The organism is Streptomyces sp. NPDC020996 (genome assembly GCF_040641355.1).
Classification (GTDB): Bacteria; Actinomycetota; Actinomycetes; order Streptomycetales; family Streptomycetaceae; genus Streptomyces.
In genome coordinates this window covers 36,962-56,635 of record NZ_JBFADM010000057.1, presented here as the reverse complement: position 1 = coordinate 56,635, position 19,674 = coordinate 36,962, and the positions used below count along the sequence as shown (strand labels likewise).

Annotated in this window: 17 protein-coding genes and 1 pseudogene; 12 read left to right on the top strand and 6 right to left on the bottom strand. The window is 72.4% G+C overall.

Translation table 11 applies throughout. From position 1 onward, the window contains the following. Nucleotides 1–806: 806 nt before the first annotated feature. Nucleotides 807–1,760: a DeoR/GlpR family DNA-binding transcription regulator gene (locus AB0G63_RS30520; RefSeq protein ID WP_360756744.1), complete on the bottom strand. Its 954-nt coding sequence runs from the start codon at nt 1,758–1,760 to the stop codon at nt 807–809. A 169-nt stretch (nt 1,761–1,929) separates the two neighbouring features. Beyond that, nucleotides 1,930–2,079: pseudogene (locus AB0G63_RS30515) on the bottom strand (NAD(P)H-quinone dehydrogenase); the annotation flags it as partial. Between the two features lie 348 nt (nt 2,080–2,427). Between AB0G63_RS30515 and AB0G63_RS30510 the strand changes: the two are divergent. Both AB0G63_RS30510 and AB0G63_RS30505 read left to right on the top strand, forming a co-directional pair. Beyond that, nucleotides 2,428–3,090 (top strand): hypothetical protein, encoded by a 663-nt coding sequence (locus tag AB0G63_RS30510; RefSeq protein ID WP_360756742.1) that lies wholly within the window; start codon nt 2,428–2,430, stop codon nt 3,088–3,090. A gap of 129 nt (nt 3,091–3,219) precedes the next feature. Then, nucleotides 3,220–5,118 (top strand): hypothetical protein, encoded by a 1,899-nt coding sequence (locus tag AB0G63_RS30505; RefSeq protein WP_360756740.1) that lies wholly within the window; start codon nt 3,220–3,222, stop codon nt 5,116–5,118. Between the two features lie 60 nt (nt 5,119–5,178). Here AB0G63_RS30505 and AB0G63_RS30500 read toward each other — a convergent pair whose 3' ends face one another. Continuing rightward, complete coding sequence (locus AB0G63_RS30500) at nt 5,179–6,627, bottom strand: NAD(P)H-quinone dehydrogenase (RefSeq protein ID WP_360756737.1); 1,449 nt, start codon at nt 6,625–6,627, stop codon at nt 5,179–5,181. A gap of 154 nt (nt 6,628–6,781) precedes the next feature. Here AB0G63_RS30500 and AB0G63_RS30495 point away from each other — a divergent pair, with 154 nt between their 5' ends. The 4 genes from AB0G63_RS30495 (at nt 6,782) to AB0G63_RS30480 (ending at nt 11,631) form a co-directional block, all read left to right on the top strand. Then, complete coding sequence (locus AB0G63_RS30495) at nt 6,782–7,219, top strand: gamma-glutamylcyclotransferase (protein WP_360756735.1); 438 nt, start codon at nt 6,782–6,784, stop codon at nt 7,217–7,219. 190 nt (nt 7,220–7,409) lie between these two features. Beyond that, complete coding sequence (locus tag AB0G63_RS30490; RefSeq protein ID WP_360756732.1) at nt 7,410–8,234, top strand: purine-nucleoside phosphorylase; 825 nt, start codon at nt 7,410–7,412, stop codon at nt 8,232–8,234. A 113-nt stretch (nt 8,235–8,347) separates the two neighbouring features. Beyond that, nucleotides 8,348–9,979: a phospho-sugar mutase gene (locus AB0G63_RS30485; protein ID WP_360756730.1), complete on the top strand. Its 1,632-nt coding sequence runs from the start codon at nt 8,348–8,350 to the stop codon at nt 9,977–9,979. 557 nt (nt 9,980–10,536) lie between these two features. Further along, on the top strand, nt 10,537–11,631 hold the full coding sequence (locus AB0G63_RS30480; RefSeq protein WP_360756749.1) for a hypothetical protein: 1,095 nt from the start codon (nt 10,537–10,539) through the stop codon (nt 11,629–11,631). 231 nt (nt 11,632–11,862) lie between these two features. Here AB0G63_RS30480 and AB0G63_RS30475 read toward each other — a convergent pair whose 3' ends face one another. Then, nucleotides 11,863–12,573, bottom strand: coding sequence for a PH domain-containing protein (locus AB0G63_RS30475; RefSeq protein WP_360756727.1), 711 nt, complete (start codon nt 12,571–12,573; stop codon nt 11,863–11,865). 514 nt (nt 12,574–13,087) lie between these two features. Here AB0G63_RS30475 and deoC point away from each other — a divergent pair. From deoC to AB0G63_RS30450, 5 genes are all read left to right on the top strand, one after another. Then, complete coding sequence (deoC, locus tag AB0G63_RS30470) at nt 13,088–14,137, top strand: deoxyribose-phosphate aldolase (RefSeq protein ID WP_360756724.1); 1,050 nt, start codon at nt 13,088–13,090, stop codon at nt 14,135–14,137. 12 nt (nt 14,138–14,149) lie between these two features. Further along, nucleotides 14,150–15,595, top strand: a complete 1,446-nt coding sequence (locus AB0G63_RS30465) for an aldehyde dehydrogenase family protein (protein ID WP_360756722.1) — start codon at nt 14,150–14,152, stop codon at nt 15,593–15,595. Beyond that, nucleotides 15,588–16,493, top strand: coding sequence for an aldehyde dehydrogenase family protein (locus AB0G63_RS30460; RefSeq protein ID WP_360756720.1), 906 nt, complete (start codon nt 15,588–15,590; stop codon nt 16,491–16,493). Before AB0G63_RS30465 ends, AB0G63_RS30460 begins: the two co-directional genes overlap by 8 nt. A 128-nt stretch (nt 16,494–16,621) precedes the next feature. After that, entirely contained in the window at nt 16,622–16,870 is a 249-nt protein-coding gene (locus AB0G63_RS30455) for a type II toxin-antitoxin system Phd/YefM family antitoxin (RefSeq protein ID WP_360756747.1), read from the top strand. Next, nucleotides 16,871–17,122, top strand: coding sequence for a type II toxin-antitoxin system RelE/ParE family toxin (locus AB0G63_RS30450; protein WP_360756717.1), 252 nt, complete (start codon nt 16,871–16,873; stop codon nt 17,120–17,122). A 61-nt stretch (nt 17,123–17,183) separates the two neighbouring features. Here the strand turns inward: AB0G63_RS30450 and AB0G63_RS30445 are convergent, their stop codons facing one another. Next, complete coding sequence (locus AB0G63_RS30445; RefSeq protein ID WP_360756714.1) at nt 17,184–17,588, bottom strand: hypothetical protein; 405 nt, start codon at nt 17,586–17,588, stop codon at nt 17,184–17,186. Nucleotides 17,589–17,736: 148 nt separating this feature from the next. Between AB0G63_RS30445 and AB0G63_RS30440 the strand changes: the two genes are divergently transcribed. Beyond that, nucleotides 17,737–18,387, top strand: coding sequence for a uridine kinase (locus tag AB0G63_RS30440; RefSeq protein ID WP_360756711.1), 651 nt, complete (start codon nt 17,737–17,739; stop codon nt 18,385–18,387). A 294-nt stretch (nt 18,388–18,681) separates the two neighbouring features. Here the strand turns inward: AB0G63_RS30440 and AB0G63_RS30435 are convergent, their stop codons facing one another. Beyond that, on the bottom strand, nt 18,682–19,449 hold the full coding sequence (locus tag AB0G63_RS30435) for a SigE family RNA polymerase sigma factor (protein WP_360756708.1): 768 nt from the start codon (nt 19,447–19,449) through the stop codon (nt 18,682–18,684). Between the last annotated feature and the right edge of the window lie 225 nt (nt 19,450–19,674).

Here is a 19,674-nt window from a genome sequence, read left to right as displayed (position 1 = left end):
CCTGTCGATCGGCATCCTCGGCGGCTCCGGGGCCCACGGCACGGGGCACGGCGGGCGGTTCGCGCTCGCCGCCCACCGGGGGCCGCGCGGCCTCCGCCGTCTCACCGCACGCCGGACACGACCGGCCTCCGGACCGGCGCGTGCCGCCTGTCCCCCGCCCGCCCCTCAACACCGGGCGGGGGACGTCCCGGCGGCAGGGCATCATCGTCCATGGGGTCATCGCTGCCGCGCGGTGCGTGCCCTGGTGGGGGCGTCCGCCACGTCACCGGGACCGGCCCGGGCACCGCGACCGGCGACGGGAGGCCCGATGGAGGCTGGGCGGACCGGGGTCGTGAACCAGCCGCAGGTGCGGACCAGAGGCGGCGGCGGACCGGCCGCCGGCCGGGACTCGCCTGCGGCCCCGCAATGGGGCACGAACGACACCCATCGGCCCGGAGTGCGTACGGTGGCCCACTCGCCCCAGAAGTCGGCGCGCACGGCCCCCGCTGACCCGACGTGAGCGGATCGCCCCTGCGCTGCCCAGGAGTCAGCGCGGTTGCATCCCACATGGACTGCGGTCCGCTGGGCGCGGGCGAACCACGCAGGCCCGAAGTGAGCGCCCGGACCCCACTGACCCGGAGTCAGCGCGCACCGACCCACTGACCCGGAGTAAACGGATCGCCCCCGCGCTGACCCGCAGCCGACGCGAGCGACCCCGCGTGGACTGCGGCCCGTGGTGGGGCACGGGCCGGCCCGGCGCTCGCAGGGGGGAGGTGAGTGCGGCGGTCTCGCGGGCCCGGAGGGGCGCTGCGGCCTCCGCGGGTCGGCTACCGGCGGCGCAGGTCCGCGACGCGGCCGCGTTCCGTGCCGGGGGGCGTGTCACCGAGGGCGGCGGCCGTCCGGAGGCCGTTGCCGGGTACCTGGCCGCGGCGCGGGCCGGGGAGCGACACGTCCCGGCGCGGCCGGCGTGGGGGGACCGCATCACTCCCCGAGCCCGACGAGGCCCCGGCCACGGCGATCTGGACGCCCTGGTCGGCGAGGGCCTGCAACTCGGTGGCCGCGCGGTCGTCGTGCGGCGGCGGCTCGTCCGTCACGAGGCGGGTGATCACGTCCGTCGGCACGGTCTGGAACATGGTGTCGGTGCCGAGCTTGGTGTGGTCGGCGAGGACGAAGACCTCCGCGGCCGCCTGGACGAGCGCGCGGTCGACCGACGCCGACAGCATGTTGGACGTGGACAGCCCGCGCTCGGCGGTCAGACCGCTCCCGGACAGGAAGGCCCGCGACACGCGCAGCCCCTGCAGGGACTGCTCGGCGCCGCTGCCGACCAGGGCGTAGTTGGAGCCGCGCAGGGTGCCGCCGGTCATCACGACCTCCACCCGGTTGGCGTGGGCCAGCGCCTGGGCCACCAGCAGGGAGTTGGTGACGACGGTCAGCCCGGGCACCCGGGCGAGCCGGCGCGCCAGCTCCTGTGTGGTGGTGCCCGCCCCGACGACGATCGCCTCGCCCTCCTCCACGAAGTTGGCGGCGAGGTCGGCGATGGCCGTCTTCTCGGCGGTCGCGAGATGTGACTTCTGCGGAAAGCCGGACTCCCGCGTGAACCCGCCCGGCAATACCGCACCGCCGTGCCGGCGGTCGAGGAGTCCTTCTGCCTCCAGCGCGCGCACGTCCCGCCGTACGGTCACTTCGGAGGTCTGGACGACGCGGGCGAGCTCACGGAGCGACACGGCCCCGTTCGCACGCACCATTTCGAGGATCAATTGGCGACGTTCTGCAGCGAACACGAAACTGACAGTAACCCCAACGACCTTCTGCTTTCAGCAGTTTGCGCCGAATAGCAGAAGTTGTTCGCACAGCGGGGCAGCAAGTGGTATAAGGCCATAACCGCCCCGCCTATGCCGCCCGCATGTCCGGCAACTCCCCGTGAGCAGCGGGAAAACCGGATCCGGCGGCTCAGATCTCGCCGCTCGTCTTGCGGGTGTGCAGCTGCCGCGCGACCTCCGCGATCGAGCCCGAAAGGGAGGGGTACACGGTGAAGGCGTTCGCGATCTGTTCGACCGTCAGATTGTTGTCCACGGCGATCGAGATCGGACGGACCCGTTCCGGTAACACGTCCGCCCATGGGGCCCGTTACCACACTTGCCGCTCAAACCCTCATCTCTGTAGGCTGGTTCGCTAGCATTATCAACTGGAACGACTACCTCGCCCGCAGGATGGTGTCCCACCAGTGGATTCTTGAGGATCCACCTGGTCAGACTCCTTCTCCGGCACGCTCGGCGCACCGGTTCTCCACCGAACTGCTCTCGTCGGGCCTGTCGCAGGCGTGCGACTCCCTCGCTTCCACCACTGGAACGCGCGAGCGCCGAGGGCCCTCACGCAACGGAGTGCAGGAAGACGGACCTTCAGGGTCGGCCTCCTGCGTTGAGCCGCAAGGCTCCGAGGAGGCTGGACATGTGTGCGAGCCATGTGGGCGACGTCCCTGGACACACCGAGTCGGGAACCATCGCCCTGTGCGACGAGTCGATGCGCCACGGCCCTGGCGCTGCCGCCGTCTATCTACTGTCTGCGGTCATCGTGCCCTCGACCACACTGCCCGCAGTCCGGGACCGCATGAGCGGGCTGCGTCTGCCGGGGCAGCGCAAGAAACTGCACTGGCGTGACGAATCGCCACCCCGGCGCACGCTGGCCGCTTCCGGTCTGGCTTCGCTGCGCGCTGACATCGTCGTCGCCACCTGGTGCGGGATGAGTCCCGCGAAGCAGGAGCGCGCCCGCCGCAAGGCAATGGAGACCCTGCTGCTGGATCTGGGCCGGCGTCGCGTCCGTCACGCTCTGTTCGAGTCCCGTGGGCCCGAGCGGGACAAGGCCGACGTGGCCGCGCTGGCGGGACTGCGCCGATCCGGCATACTGCCGCCCTCGCTACGCGTGAGCCATGCGCCAGGCGCAGACGAGCCTGCGCTGTGGTCTGCGGACATCGCCGCAGGAGCGTACAGCGCCGCGGTCAGTGGTGCGCCGAACTACTGGACGGCAGCTCTGCGGGGCTCCAAGGGAACAGTGCTCACCTGCGGATCGTGCGGGACACCGCACGCGCCCGCCACGGCGCAGGAACTCTGCTGACGAAGCGCGAAGGCCAGGCGTCCGTCGTCCGGCGGATGGCCTGGCCCCACTTCCGACCCCTCCTGGGGTCGGCAATACATCCACTCTGCCTCCCCGCCTGTCGGGGGTCAAGCGGAAGGTCAGACACGTATGAGTGACATCGAATCCTCCTATGAACTCCCCGAAGACGAATACCGCAGCCGCGTGGGCGTCCTGGTCGACCGGCTCAAGGATCTCCAGGTCCGTGACTTGAGAGCGGTACGGGCAGCGGCCGAGCGCATCGTCGATCATGCCAACGGCATCACGCACACGGTCGAATCGGCCACTCAGCTGCTTACCGTGACGGTCGACCCACGAGGTGTCAGAGCCAGCCAGATACGGTCGCAACGTGTGCGCGGCGGGCGCATACTCCGTCTGCTCCGCGCCACCGTATGGACGCCTCTGCTGCTGGTCGACGCGACCAACGGCCGCTTCGTGGTCGGCCAGGCCTACCTTTCCGACCCCCAGGTCACCCCGGGGACGACGTCGAAGGTGGCGCTCGCGGCGCCGGACTCCTCGGGGAGCGTTCCCTCCCTCATCTACCGTGGCACCCGGCAGGCCGTCGCGACCGCGCTGGACGAGAACGCGGACTACGTGCGGCAAGAGAACTCCTGGGAAGCCGACATCCGGGTCAACGGGATTCTGATGCCCCTGCTCGCGGGGCATGTCGAGTACCGCTTCACCGACGCCCCGCCGCGCCCCGCCGTAGGAGTCGTGGACGGGACGTCACGTACCGCGTCGGCACACAAGATCCTCGGACTCGCCGAGTCCGAGATCGTCGCCGCCACCCCCGAGTCGCAGCGCAAGTGGCTCACCCGCCGCCTCAAGGAGTTGACGCACGACGTCGAGGCACTCTCGTCTACCGCGGAAGCGGACCAGGCGGGGCTGCTGGCCGCGGAAGGCGTGATGAACGCTCTGACCGCCGAGGCCGACCTGATCGTCGGCTGGGGCTGGGACGAGCACATGGCCGGGCGCCCCTCCTCTGCGGAGCCGACCTATGCGAGCACGCTGAATCTGGCTCTCGGCGCGCAGAACATCGAGCCCAAGTCCTTCTCCGAGGAGGCCCAGGGCACCCTGCTCGCGGAGCGGTCCGTGAACACGCTGGCGGACTACGGCCTGATCAGCTCCGCCGAACTCGTGTACGCACTGGGCCGGGAGGACGTGGCGGAGGTCGCGCGAAAGCTGGGATTCAGCCGGCACCGTGACGAACGCTGCGCCTGGCTCATCCGACTCATGACGACCTCTGACACCAGACTGCGCAAAGTGCTGAACGAGGCCCTCAACACGAAGGCGTTCTCCGCCAAGAACCGCTCCCGTCCCACCATCGAACTGGCCCTGCGCTCGTTCTCCGGTCACGACCATCAGTACCTTGCCCGCGCACGCAACGCCGCTGTGAACGCCTTGTGGACGGACGTGGGCTCTGTTCCCTGGACCGTCGGCTCGCGTCCGGACGACGCCGCGCTCGACGAGTTGGAGAGCAAGGCGCTGAACGAGGTACGCGACGGCCGGCCCGGTCCCCACTGCCAGGAAGTGGCGGCGCGTGGCGTGGTTCCGCTCCTGGCACTGGGCGGTCTCGGCGTCGACCGCGGTTCCGCCCGCTTCCGGGGTCAGCCTGCCGTGGTGATCGGCAAGATGATGAAGAACGAGTGGGGGATCCGGCAGCTCATGGCCACCGTGCGGGCATCCCGCGAGGGCCGTCCCTTCCCCCGGCTGGGTCCCGACGGCAGGGAACTGCCCGAGAGCACACAGCGCAATACGCCGTCGTACAACAACGACTGGCTGCGTGAGCAGGTACTGAGCGAGGACGTGACGACACCGGTCACCGAGGCGGAGGAACCGGAACAGGTTCTCTTCCAGTCCCTGCAGTCCGCGTGGGACGCGCTCGAACGGTACCGCGAGCTGAAGGACCCGGCCTACGACTCCCTCACGGACGACAAGTGGCGGGAGGCGGCCAAGACGGCGGGCCGCCTCTCCAAGACCATCGACAAGTACGTCCGGGAAGAGGACTGAACCGCCGCACACGCCCGGTGCCGGGAGCCGGCGGGCCACCTACCCCGGCGCTCGACGGTGTCAGATCTCGCCGCTCGTCTTGCGGGTGTGCAGTTGCCGCGCGACCTCCGCGATCGAGCCCGAAAGGGAGGGGTACACGGTGAAGGCGTTCGCGATCTGTTCGACCGTCAGATTGTTGTCCACGGCGATCGAGATCGGATGGATCAGTTCCGAAGCGCGCGGGGCCACGACCACACCGCCCACGACGATCCCGGTGCCGGGCCGGCAGAAGATCTTGACGAAGCCGTCCCGGATGCCCTGCATCTTCGCCCGGGGGTTGCGCAGCAGCGGGAGCTTGACCGCCCGCGCGTCGATCTTCCCCGCGTCCACGTCGGCCTGGCTGTAGCCGACGGTGGCGATCTCGGGGTCGGTGAAGACGTTCGAGGAGACCGTCTTGAGGTTGAGCGGGGCCACCGAGTCGCCGAGGAAGTGGTACATGGCGATGCGGCCCTGCATGGCCGCGACCGAGGCGAGCGCGAAGACGCCGGTCACGTCACCGGCGGCGTACACGCCCGGCGCGGACGTGCGCGAGACCTTGTCGGTCCAGATGTGCCCGGACTCGCGCAGCCGGACGCCCGCCTCCTCCAGCCCGAGGCCCGCGCTGTTGGGCACGGCGCCGACGGCCATGAGGCAGTGCGAGCCGGTGATGACCCGCCCGTCGGCGAGGGTGACCTCGACCCGGTCGCCGACCCGCTTGGCGGCGGCGGCGCGCGAGCGGGCCATGACGTTCATGCCGCGGCGACGGAAGACGTCCTCCAGGACGGCGGCGGCGTCCGGGTCCTCGCCGGGCAGCACCCGGTCGCGGGAGGAGACCAGGGTGACCTTGGAGCCGAGGGCCTGGTAGGCGCCGGCGAACTCGGCGCCGGTGACACCGGAGCCGACCACGATGAGTTCCTCGGGCAGCTCGGTCAGGTCGTACACCTGGGTCCAGTTGAGGATGCGCTCGCCGTCGGGCCGGGCGTCGGGCAGCTCGCGCGGGTGACCGCCGGTGGCGATGAGCACGGCGTCGGCGGTGAGGGTCTCCTCCGTGCCGTCGGCCGCGGTGACGACGACCTTGCGGGAGCCGTCGAGGGCCTGCATGCCCTCCAGCCGGCCCCGGCCGCGCAGCACCCGGGCGCCGGCCCGGGTGACGGAGGCGGTGATGTCGTGCGACTGCGCGAGGGCGAGCCGCTTGACACGCCGGTTGACCTTGCCGAGGTCGACCCCGACGACCCGGGCCGCCTGCTCCAGGGGCGGGGTGTCGTCGGCGACGATGATGCCGAGCTCCTCGTAGGAGGAGTCGAAGGTGGTCATCACCTCGGCCGTGGCGATGAGGGTCTTCGAGGGCACGCAGTCGGTCAGCACCGACGCGCCGCCCAGGCCGTCGCAGTCGACGACGGTCACCTCCGCGCCGAGCTGCGCGGCCACCAGCGCCGCTTCGTATCCGCCGGGTCCGCCACCGATGATCACGATCCGAGTCACGTACTCCATTGTCCCGCACGGCGGGAGATGCTCCCGCCCGGGGCGGCGGGAAGCCGTGCCGCGCAGGTGGCACGTCCCGCGCCGGGGGCTCCTGTTGCCTCGGGGACGTCGTGTCGTCCCGGGGACGCCGGGGGCGGACGGGCCGCTGCCGTACCCTTCACGCATGTCGCTCTACGCCGCGTACGCCGGCAACCTCGACGCGCGGCTGATGACCCGCCGTGCCCCGCACTCGCCGCTGCGCGCCACCGGCTGGCTGAACGGGTGGCGGCTGACCTTCGGGGGCGAGCACATGGGCTGGGAGGGAGCGCTGGCGACGATCGCCGAGGCGCCGGGCTCCCAGGTCTTCGTCGCGCTGTACGACGTCGCGCCGCTCGACGAGGAGTCCATGGACCGCTGGGAGGGCGTCGGGCTCGGCATCTACCGCCGGATGCGGGTGCGGGTGCACACGCTCGACGGCGAGGAGGCGGCCTGGGTGTACGTCCTCAACGGTTACGAGGGCGGCCTGCCCTCGGCCCGCTACCTCGGCGAGATCGCCGACGCCGCGGAGTCGGCCGGCGCTCCGTACGACTATGTGATGGAGCTGCGCAAGCGCCCCTGCTGAGCCGCTGCCGAGCCCCCTGCCGAGCTCGCCGCTGAGCACGGCCGGGCGGGGGAGGGCGAACGTTCCGTCCGCAGCGGACGCAAACATCCCGTTGTGTCACGCCGTTCGTTGAAAACGACAAGACAACGATCGCCAACGCGTCGCGCCAACCATCTACGCGCGTAGGCCCTGAGCGGTTACCCTCATCGGCGTGAACGCATCTCTTCTTCCGGACGACATCCAGGGCGACCCTCACGCGGCCGCCGACGCCGCCGCCGCGCGGCTGCGCGAACTCACCGGCGCCGAGACCCACGACGTCGCCCTCGTGATGGGCTCCGGCTGGGCGCCGGCCGTGGACGCCCTCGGCGCCCCCGACGCCGAGTTCCCGGTGACCGACCTGCCCGGCTTCCCGGCGCCGGCGGTGGAGGGACACGGCGGCACGGTCCGCTCGTACCGGACCGGCGACAAGCACGCCCTGGTCTTCCTCGGGCGGACGCACTATTACGAGGGCCGCGGTGTCGCCGCGGTCGCGCACGGGGTGCGCACGGCCGTGGCGGCGGGCTGCAAGACCGTCGTCCTCACCAACGGCTGCGGAGGTCTGCGCGAGGGCATGCGCCCCGGCCAGCCGGTCCTGATCAGCGACCACATCAACCTCACCGCCACCTCCCCCATCGTCGGCGCGAACTTCGTCGACCTGACGGACCTGTACTCGCCGCGGCTGCGCGCGCTGTGCAAGGAGATCGACCCGAGCCTGGAGGAGGGCGTCTACGCCCAGTTCCCCGGCCCGCACTACGAGACCCCGGCCGAGATCCGGATGGCCCGGGTCATCGGTGCGGACCTGGTGGGGATGTCGACGGTGCTGGAGGCGATCGCGGCGCGCGAGGCGGGGGCCGAGGTGCTGGGCATCTCCCTGGTGACCAACCTCGCGGCGGGCATGACGGGGGAGCCGCTGAACCACGAGGAGGTCCTGCAGGCCGGGCGGGACAGCGCGGCGCGGATGGGCGCGCTGCTGGCCCAGGTGCTCGGCCGGCTCTGAGGGCTCCCGGGCACTCGCTGGAGTGGACCCGAAGTGGACCTCAAGTGGACCTGAAGTGGACATGCGTGACCGGCCGTGACCGGCATCGACAAGCAACCGGAGGTTGACCCGACGTGCACGACGAACTCTTCGCCCGGGCCCGGACCTGGCTCGCCGAGGACCCCGACCCGGACACCCGCGAGGAGCTGGGCAAGCTCATCGAGGCCGGTGACGTGACGGAACTGTCGGCCCGCTTCAGCGGCACCCTCCAGTTCGGCACCGCGGGCCTGCGCGGCGAACTCGGCGCCGGTCCCCAGCGCATGAACCGCGCGGTCGTCATCCGCGCGGCCGCCGGCCTCGCGGCGTACCTGAAGAAGAAGGGCGACACCGGCGGCCTGGTCGTCATCGGCTACGACGCCCGGCACAAGTCCGCCGACTTCGCCCGCGACACGGCCGCCGTCGTGACCGGAGCGGGGCTGCGCGCCGCAGTGCTCCCCCGGCCGCTGCCGACCCCGGTGCTCGCCTTCGCCATCCGGCACCTCGGCGCGGTCGCCGGCGTGGAGGTCACCGCCAGCCACAACCCGCCCCGGGACAACGGCTACAAGGTCTACCTCGGCGACGGCTCGCAGATCGTCCCGCCGGCCGACGCGGAGATCGCCGCCGAGATCGCCGCGATCGCCTCCCTGCACGACGTGCCGCGCCCGGACTCCGGCTGGCAGACCCTGGACGACTCCGTCCTGGACGCCTACCTCGCCCGCACGGACGCCGTCCTCGCCGACGGCTCCCCGCGCACCGCCCGCACCGTCTACACGGCGATGCACGGCGTGGGCAAGGACGTCCTGCTGGCCGCGTTCGCCCGTGCCGGGTTCCCGGAGCCCGTCCTCGTCGCCGAGCAGGCCGAGCCCGACCCGGACTTCCCGACCGTCGCCTTCCCCAACCCGGAAGAGCCCGGCGCCATGGACCTGGCCTTCGCGCGGGCCCGCGAGACGGACCCCGATCTGATCATCGCCAACGACCCCGACGCCGACCGCCTCGCCGTGGCCGTCAAGGACGGCGGCGAGTGGCGGATGCTGCGCGGCGACGAGGTGGGTGCGCTCCTCGCCGCCCACCTGGTGCGCAGCGGGGCCCGGGGCACGCTCGCCGAGTCCATCGTCTCCTCCTCCATCCTCGGCCGGATCGCCGGGCGGGCCGGTCTGCCGTACGAGGAGACCCTCACCGGCTTCAAGTGGATCTCCCGCGTGGAGGGCCTGCGCTACGGCTACGAGGAGGCGCTCGGCTACTGCGTCGACCCCGACGGCGTGCGCGACAAGGACGGCATCACCGCCGCCCTGCTGATCACGGAGCTGGCCTCCGTCCTCAAGGAGCAGGGCCGCACGCTGCCCGACCTGCTCGACGACCTCGCCGTGGAGCACGGGCTGCACGCCACCGACCAGCTCTCGGTGCGCGTCGAGGACCTGTCGCTCATCGCCGACGCGATGCGGCGCCTGCGCGAGCGGCCCCCGGCCGAGCTGGCGGGCCTGACCGTCACGAAGGCCGAGGACCTCACGCGGGGCACGGACCGGCTGCCGCCGACGGACGGGCTGCGCTACACCCTCGACGGGGCCCGCGTCGTCGTCCGCCCGAGCGGCACCGAGCCGAAGCTGAAGTGCTACCTGGAGGTCGTCGTCCCGGTCTCCGCGCACGCCGGCCTGCCCGCGGCCCGCGCCAGGGCGGCCGGCCTGCTGGCGGACATCCGGCGGGACGTGTCGGCGGCGGCCGGCATCTGACCCGTATCCGGATTCCGGCCTGTATCCGGACGCCGGCCTGTATCCGGACGCCGGCCCGCATCCGGACTCCGGCCTGTATGCGCGCTCCGGCCCGTACCTGGCTCCGGTACGGGCCGGGGTCCGACCCCGGCGTCCGCCCCATGCCGGACTCCGGGTCTCCGGGACTCCGGGACTCCGGGACTCCGGGTCTCCGGGTCTCCGGGTCTCCGGGTCTCCGGGACTCCGGGACTCCGGGACTCCGGGTCTCCGGGACTCCGGGACTCCGGGTCTCCGGGACTCCGGGCCGCACCCGACCGGGCGGACTTCGGCCCGCACCCGACGGGGTGCCCCCATGCGCCGTCCGGGGGGCACCCCGTCGGGTGGTTTTCCGCGGTCTGTTGACCCGGGCTCCACGCTCCGGACCGGCCGCCGGGCAACGGTGGAGCGGAAACGCACCGCCGAGCCAGCCTGGAGCCGCCGCCGTGTCCACGACCGCATTCCGGCCGACACCCCGAGCGACCGCATCCCCGGGCTCCCCGCCCCCAAAGGCGCCGCCGCCGTCCCGGCCGCGCGCCGCGCTGTGGCAGGCGGCCCCGGCCCTGCTCGCATACCTCGCCGTGCGGTTGACGGGCCTGGCCGTGCTGGCGGTGTGGGCCCACCGCCGGCACCACGGCGTCTGGCCGGTGCTGGCGCTGCACTGGGACGCCGACTGGTACCTCGGCATCACCGACCACGGCTACGCCCATGAACTCGGCACCGCGTACAACGCCAACAACCTGGCCTTCTTCCCGCTGTACCCGTACCTGGTGAAGGCGGTCGCGGTGGTCACCCCCGGCAGCCGCGCCTCCACCGGCCTGGGCATCGCCGTCCTCGCGTCACTGGCCGCCGCCTGGGGCGTGTTCGCGGTCGGCGACCGGCTGTACGGCCACCGGACCGGCGTACTGCTCACCGTCCTGTGGGCGGCCCTCCCGGTCGGCCTGGTGCAGTGGATGGGCTACACCGAGTCCCTGTTCACGGCGTTCGCCGCGTGGGCGCTGTACGCGGTGCTCACCGGCCGTCCGCTCACCGCGGCCTGCCTGGCGAGCCTGGCGGGCCTGACCCGGCCGACCGGTGTCGCGGTGGCGGCCGCGGTGGCCGGGTGGGCGCTGCTCGCCGTGCGCCGCCGCCCGTTCGACGCCCGCCTGCTCGCGGCCGCCGCCCTGGCGCCGCTGGGCTGGTGCGGGTACGTCGGCTGGGTGGGCCTGCGGGTGGGCCGCTGGGACGGCTACTTCGCCGTGCAACGGCTGTGGCGCAACGAGCTGGACGGCGGCCGGGAGACGGTGCGCCGGATCCGGGAGATGCTGGCCTCGGACCCTCGGCCGCACCTGTTCCTGGTGATGGTGACCGGCACGCTGATCGCGTCGGCGGTGCTGTTCGCCCTGTCGGTGGGGGACCGCCAGCCGCTGCCCCTGCTGGTGTTCACGGGCGTGTTGCTGGTGATCGTGCTGGGCAGCGGCGGCGTCTACTTCCCGCGCGCCCGCTTCCTGATGCCGGGCTTCCCGCTGCTGATGCCGCTCGCCCTGCACCTGACCCGCGCCTCCCGCAGGTACCGCGCGCTGTTCCTGACGGCGGCCGTACTGGGCTCCGCGTACTGGGGCGCCCACATGGCCCTGCTGTGGCCGGGCGCACCCTGAGCGCTCCTACGGGCAGCAGGTCCCACGGCAGCAGCGGGAACGGCGTCCACGGCAGCAGCGGGAGCGTCGGTCCTACGGCAGCAGCAGGAGCGCGGCCGTCCAGGCGAGCGCCCACAGCAGGGCCGGCGCCCACGGGCGGCGGGCGCGCTCCCAGCCGCCGGCCGCGGCGAGCGGTCGGCGGGCGGGGCGAGCGGTCGGCGGGCGGGGTCGTTCCGCATCGCGGCGATCTCGTCAGCCCGTCGCGAGCAGCACCGCCAGCAGCACCGCGCCGGCCAGCGTCGGAGCCGCGATCTCGTACGCCCAGCGCACGGTCACCTCGCCCTGGGCCGTCTCCGCCTGTCCCCTGGTCTCCAGCAGCTCGCGCAGGTCGTCCATGACCTTGTCGGTCTCGGCGCGCACGGGCGCGTCCGGAACCGCCGCGCGCCCGGACCCGCCGAACGCCTGCCCGGCTCCGAACGCCCCGCCGCGGCCGGCGCGGCCGCCGCGGCCCGTCTTCCCACCGGCCCGCTCCGCCGACGCGCGGTCCTCCCGGCGGGCCGCCTTCTTGCGCGCCCGCAGGGAGACGGGGATGGCCCACAGCTGGTACTTGGCGCCGGACTCGGTGACCACCTCGTTGGAGTAGCCGGAGCGCAGCGAGGCGACCTGCCCCCACGGCAGCACGACGACGCGCAAGGGGTTGCGGATGCGCAGCCGGTTCTCGTCGGCGTGGACGGCGGGGCGCAGGCCGAAGGCGACGACCGGCGGCACGATCAGGAGCAGCGATGCCAGCGCCAGCCACGGGGTGCGCCCGTGTCCGGCGACGATCGCGTCGGTGCCGAGCCAGACGACGATGGCGAGCAGCAGGACACCGCCCGCGATGCCCGCGGGCGACCGGTAGACGCGGTCCCTGGGCTGGGCTGCCGGGGGCTGCGGTGCGGGTGACTGGGGCTCGGGGGTCGTCATGGTGCCGATTGTGCCGCACGCCCGTGCGGACCCACCGGCCACCCGGCCACCGCCCGCTGCCACCGGGCTCCCGCCCCAGCACCCGGCCACCACCCAAGCCCGCCGGGCCCGCCACCGGCACCCGCCCGTCCGCTGCCACCGGGCCGCCATCCGCCGCTACCACCGGACCACCACCCGCTGCGGCGGTGGCACCACCCACACCCGCCGGGCCGCGGTCCGCGCCACCGGTCCACCACCCGAACCCGCCCGTCCGCTGCCGCCGGCCCACAACCCGCACCCGCCGGGCCCGCCACCCACGCCCGCCGGGCCGCAGTCCACGCCACCGGCCCGCCACCCACACCCACACCCGCCTGACGCCACCCACGCCCGCCGGGCCGCAGTCCACGCCACCGGCCCGCCACCCACACCCACACCCGCCTGACGCCACCCACACCCACACCCACACCCACCCGACGCCACCCAACACCCGCACCCGCCCGACGCCAGCCGCCCCCCAGTCCCCGGTTCTCCCGGGGTGTACAGCCGCTACGCGCGTAGATATGCTCGTCTGGTGACCATGCCCATCAACGCACCCTCCGCAACCGCCGAACGCGTGGGAGGCACCCCCGGCGTCCCCGGCGCCCATGCCCACGCCCTCGCGGACGTCACCGCGTCCGACGGCGCGCTGCGCCGCTTCCTGCACGGGCTGCCCGGCGTCGACGCGGTCGGCCTCGAGGCGCGCGCCGCCTCGCTCGGCACCCGTTCCATCAAGACGACCGCGAAGGCCTACGCCATCGACCTCGCCATCTCGATGGTCGACCTGACGACCCTGGAAGGCGCGGACACCCCGGGCAAGGTCCGGGCGCTCGGCGCCAAGGCGGTCCATCCCGACCCGACGGACCCCGCCACGCCCGCGACGGCGGCGGTGTGCGTCTATCCCGACATGGTGGCCGTCGCCAAGGAGGCCGTCGCCGGCTCCCCGGTGAAGGTCGCGTCGGTCGCCACCGCCTTCCCGGCGGGCCGCGCCGCGCTGTCCGTGAAGCTGGCGGACGTGCGCGAGGCCGTGGCAGCGGGCGCCGACGAGATCGACATGGTCATCGACCGGGGGGCGTTCCTCGCCGGGCGTTACCTGAAGGTGTACGACGAGATCGTCGCCGTGAAGGAGGCCTGCGGCACGAACGCCCGGCTGAAGGTCATCTTCGAGACCGGCGAGCTGTCGACGTACGACAACATCCGCCGCGCCTCCTGGCTCGGCATGCTGGCGGGCGCGGACTTCATCAAGACGTCCACCGGCAAGGTGGCGGTGAACGCCACGCCCGCGAACACGCTCCTGATGCTGGAGGCGGTCCGCGACTTCCGCGCGCAGACCGGCGTCCAGGTCGGGGTGAAGCCGGCCGGCGGCATCCGTACCAGCAAGGACGCGATCAAGTTCCTGGTGCTGGTCAACGAGACCGTCGGCGGGGACTGGCTGGACAACCACTGGTTCCGCTTCGGCGCCTCCTCGCTGCTGAACGATCTGCTGATGCAGCGTCAGAAGCTGGCCACCGGACGCTACTCCGGTCCCGACTACGTGACGGTGGACTGAGACACCATGGACATGGAATTGCAGACGTCGGCATTCGAATACGCACCGGCTCCCGAGTCCCGGGCGATCGTGGACATCGCCCCTTCCTACGGCCTGTTCGTCGACGGCGAGTTCGCCGAGGCGGCCGACGGAAGGGTCTTCAAGACCGTCTCGCCCAGCACGGAGGAGGTGCTGTCGGAGGTCGCGCAGGCCGGTGAGGCGGACGTCGACCGCGCGGTGAAGGCCGCCCGCAGGGCGTTCGAGAAGTGGTCGGCGCTGCCCGGCTCCGAGCGCGCCAAGTACCTGTTCCGCATCGCCCGGATCATCCAGGAGCGCAGCCGCGAGCTGGCGGTGCTGGAGACGCTGGACAACGGCAAGCCGATCCGGGAGACCCGCGACGCCGACCTGCCCCTGGTCGCGGCGCACTTCTTCTACCACGCGGGCTGGGCCGACAAGCTGGAGCACGCCGGTTTTGGTCCGTCCCCGCGGCCGCTGGGCGTGGCCGGCCAGGTCATCCCCTGGAACTTCCCGCTGCTGATGCTGGCGTGGAAGGTCGCCCCGGCGCTGGCGACCGGCAACACGGTGGTGCTGAAGCCGGCGGAGACCACGCCGCTGAGCGCCCTCTTCTTCGCGGACGTCTGCCGCCAGGCGGGCCTGCCGAAGGGCGTCGTCAACATCCTTCCCGGATACGGCGACACGGGCGCCGCGCTGGTCGCCCACCCGGACGTGGACAAGGTCGCCTTCACCGGCTCCACGCCCGTCGGCAAGGAGATCGCGCGGGCCGTCGCCGGCACCCGCAAGAAGCTCACCCTGGAACTGGGCGGCAAGGGCGCCAACATCGTCTTCGACGACGCCCCGGTGGACCAGGCCGTCGAGGGCATCGTCACCGGCATCTTCTTCAACCAGGGCCAGGTGTGCTGCGCGGGCTCGCGGCTGCTGGTCCAGGAGTCGATCCGGGACGAGCTGCTGGACTCCCTCAAGCGCCGCCTGTCGACGCTGCGCCTGGGCGACCCGCTCGACAAGAACACGGACATCGGCGCGATCAACTCGGCCGAGCAGCTCGCGCGGATCACCTCGCTCGTCGAGCGCGGCGAGGCGGAGGGCGCCGAGCGCTGGTCGCCCGCCTGCGAACTGCCGTCGTCCGGTTACTGGTTCGCCCCGACGCTGTTCACCGACGTCACCCAGGCGCACACCGTCGCCCGCGAGGAGATCTTCGGCCCGGTGCTCTCGGTGCTGACCTTCCGCACGCCCGACGAGGCCGTCGCCAAGGCCAACAACACCCAGTACGGCCTGTCGGCGGGCATCTGGTCGGAGAAGGGCTCGCGGGTGCTCGCGGTGGCGCGGAAGCTGCGCGCGGGCGTGATCTGGTCCAACACGTTCAACAAGTTCGACCCGGCCGCGCCGTTCGGCGGCTACAAGGAGTCGGGCTTCGGCCGCGAGGGCGGCCGTCACGGCCTGGAGGCGTACCTCGATGTCTGACAAGTCCGAGACGGCCGGGCGGCTGTCCGTCTTCAAGACCTACAAGCTGTACGTGGGCGGCAAGTTCCCGCGTTCCGAGAGCGGCCGGGTGTACGAGGTGACCGACGCAAAGGGCAACTGGCTGGCCAACGCGCCGCAGTCCTCCCGCAAGGACGCCCGGGACGCGGTGGTCGCCGCGCGCAAGGCGTTCGGCGCCTGGTCCGGCGCGACGGCGTACAACCGCGGCCAGGTGCTCTACCGGATCGCGGAGATGCTGGAGGGGCGCCGGGACCAGTTCGTGCGCGAGGTCGCCGACGCCGAGGGCCTGTCGAAGTCCAAGGCGGCCGCCCAGGTGGACGCGGCGGTCGACCGCTGGGTCTGGTACGCCGGGTGGACCGACAAGATCGCGCAGGTGACCGGCGCGGCCAACCCGGTCGCGGGCCCGTTCTTCAACCTCTCCTCCCCCGAGCCGACCGGCGTGGTCGCCGTCCTGGCGCCGCAGGAGTCGTCGTTCCTGGGCCTGGTGTCGGTGGTCGCCCCGGTGATCGCGACCGGCAACACGGCGGTCGTGATCGCCTCCGAGCGGGCGCCGCTCCCGGCGCTCTCCCTGGGTGAGGTGCTGGCCACCTCCGACCTGCCCGGCGGCGTCGTCAACGTCCTCTCCGGCCGCACGTCCGAGATCGCGGCGCCGCTCGCGGCCCACATGGACGTCAACGCGATCGACCTCGCGGGCGCGGACGAGGCCCTGGCGAAGGAGCTGGAGACCGCGGCGGCGGACAACCTCAAGCGCGTCCTCCGTCCACAGCCTGTGGACGACTGGACGGCGACTCCGGGCACCGAGCGCATGACGGCGTTCCTGGAGACCAAGACGGTCTGGCACCCGACGGGTTCCCTGGGCGCGTCTGGCTCGTCGTACTGAGCCGCCCGCGAACGAGCCGCGCCGCCCGGCCGCCCGAGAGCGCCCCCAGGGCGACGCGGCTCCCCGCCCTGCCCGTGCCGCCGCAGGCATGAATTGACCACAAGATGCACCATGGAATGATCTGGAACATGGTCGAGATTGCTATCAGCGCAGCCCGCTCCCAGCTCGGCGACCTCGTCCGTCGCGCCGCCCACGGTCGCGAGACCATCGCTCTCACCGACCACGGGCATGTGGCAGCCCTACTCGTTTCACCCCAGGTGATAGAGGATCTGGAAGACGCCCTCGTCTTCGCGGACTACCAGCGGCGCAAGGCGGAGGGGACGCTCGAGCCGGGCGTCCCGCACGAGGAAGTCGGCCGGATGCTGGGGCTGCGATAAGTGGCCTACGAGATCATCTGGGAACCGCGCGCCACGAGTGCGGCCGTGAGGTTCCTCAAGGAGGATCCGGCCGGATTGTCCGCCGTCTACGAGGCCGTGGACGCCCTGGCCGATCAGCCGCGGCCCCCTGGTTCCACTCCTTACGGATCCCCCGACCTGCGCCGGCTGCACGTCGGAAACTACCGGGTTCTCTACGTCATCGACGAGGACGTCATCCACATCCTGGTCACGCATCCCGGCCGCACACCCTGACCGGAACACGGGAGCCGCGCCCCCGCCTCAAGGGGCACGGCTTCCGTGCGTGCGTCGCAGGTCAGCCGCCCAGCAGGGTGGTCGCCCGGCCCAGTACCGGGATCGAGCCGATGGATTCCGCCTCGGCGACCGGGCGGGTCAGCGCCTGGGAGGACAGCGGGCGGAAGTCGTCGAGCCGGGTGGCGACGCCGTTGTCGAGCGGGTCTACGCCGGTGCCGGCGAGGGGGTTGGGCTTCAGACCGGCGACCGGGCCGGTGACGTGGCCGACCGTGCCGGTCAGCGCCTGGGCCCCGGCCTGCGGGTCGGTCTCACCGAGCGCGGCGGGCCGCGTGTGCGGCACGTCCAGCACCGGCCGGTCATCCGCCGACGCCGTCGCCGCGCCCGCGCCGAGTGCCACCCCCGTGGTCGCGAGGGCGAGCAGGGCGCGCCGGACGACCGGGCGGGAGGGGGACGCGTGTCGTGCCATGTCTGGGGCCACCTTCTGAAGCTCGACGCGATCGGGTGCGATCGGAACGTGATCGGACAGACACGTAGGGTAGTTGAGGTGTGACGCGCACTCCAAAGACGACCCGCGGGGTCGGCAAGGCGTACGGAATACGTCAAACTGGTGTCCCGTGAGCATCCAACTCCCCTCCTCCGCCCGTGTCGTGCTGCTCTGCGGTCCTTCGGGTTCGGGCAAGTCCCTCGTCGCAGCCCGCTCCGGTCTGCCCGTGCTGCGCCTGGACGACTTCTACAAGGAGGGCGACGACCCGACGCTGCCGCTGGTGACGGGGAGCTCCGACATCGACTGGGACCACCCGGACTCCTGGGACGCCGACACGGCCGTCGCCGCGATCGCCGAACTGTGCGGCACGGGCCGGACGAACGTCCCTGTCTACGACATCGCCCTCAGCGCCCGCACCGGCGAGGACACCGTCGGCATCGGGCGGACCCCGCTGTTCATAGCGGAGGGCATCTTCGCGGCCGAGATCATCGCCCGCTGCCGGGAGGCGGGACTGCTGGCCGACGCGCTGTGCCTGAGCCGTGGCCCGGTGCGCACGTTCCGCCGGCGCTTCCTGCGGGACCTGAAGGAGGGCCGCAAGTCGGTGCCGTTCCTGCTGCGCCGCGGCTGGCGGCTGATGCGGCGGGAGCGCTCGATCATCGCCCGCCAGACCGCGTTGGGCGCACACCCCTGTGACAAGGACGAGGCCCTGGGCCGCCTCGCCGCGGCCGCCGTCGCGGACCGGCGGCCGGCGACGCCCGCTCCCGACGCGCAGGTCGGCTGAGCGCACACGAGAGCGGGACTGGACGGACCCCCCGGCCCTCCAGCCCCGCTTCCCCCGTTGTCCCCCGTTGTCCCCCGTGGGGTGTCCCCGTTGTGCTCCCCCGTGTCCCCCGTGGACCCCCTCGTCTTGCTCCCCCGTGACCCCCTTGACCCCCGTGTCCCCCGTGGGTCAAGGGGTGTTGCTCCCCCGTGGGACGCATCCCCCGTGGCCCGTGTCCCCCGTGGCCACGGGCCGGTGCGTCCCCCGTCCCCCCGATTCCCCGTTGTCCCCCGTTTCCCCGTTCCCCCCCTGCCCTCAGGCGACGAGCTCGCCGAAGGCGTCCTCCTCGTCACGGCCGAGGCTGAGGGCCTCGTCCTCCCGCAGCCGGCGCAGTGAACGCCAGATGCTGGACTTGACCGTGCCGACACTGATGTCGAGGATCTCCGCGATCTCCGGGTCGGTGCGGCCCTCGTAGTAGCGCAGGACCAGCATCGTCCGCTGGAGTTCGGGCAGCCGGGCCAGCGCCTGCCACAGGACCGCGCGCAGCTCGGTGCCACGCATCGCGTCCGTGTCGCCGGGCGTCTCCGGCAGTTCCTCGGTCGGGTACTCGTTCAGCTTGCGGCGGCGCCACGCGCTGATGTGCAGGTTCGTCATCGTGCGGCGGAGGTATCCGCCGACCGCCGCCTTGTCGCTGATCCGGTCCCACGCCCTGTACGTCGAGAACAGCGCGCTCTGCAGCAGGTCCTCGGCCTCGAAGCGGTCGCCGGTCAGGTGGTAGGCGGTTGCGTACAGGGAGGCGCGGCGCTCCTGGACGTAGGCGGTGAACTCCGCCTCCGACAGCGAACGACGCTCCCCCGGGTCCTCCCCGTACGCGGTCCCCCCGTGCTTCTCCCCCGTGTGCGCGTCACACACCGCCATGTAGGGCTGAAGCCCTTGCTGCGCATGGCCGGTGTGCTGACGCCCAGTGCCGCCGCGAGCGCACCCCCGCCCGCTCACGGCGGCACCGGACTTCTCGGAACCCCGGGTCACGTCGTGCAGGCGCGTGACCACTGCGCTGGTGCTGGTGCTGTGCAGCGTGTTCATCTCGCGCCCCCCGTCGTGGACTTCCGGTGTTTCGTCTTGCTCAGGCGGTGGTTCCTGCCTGTGCCCAAAAGCTTGCCGCCGCACCTTCATCGCCGTGTCCGCCGACTGTCACAGACCTGTCACAGGGCCCGGCATCGGCGGGGACACAGGACGGTCACAGAGAAAAGCGGTAAAGGGACGTACCTGTACCAGGTGTCGAAACACCGCCCGTGCATGGGCCAGAAT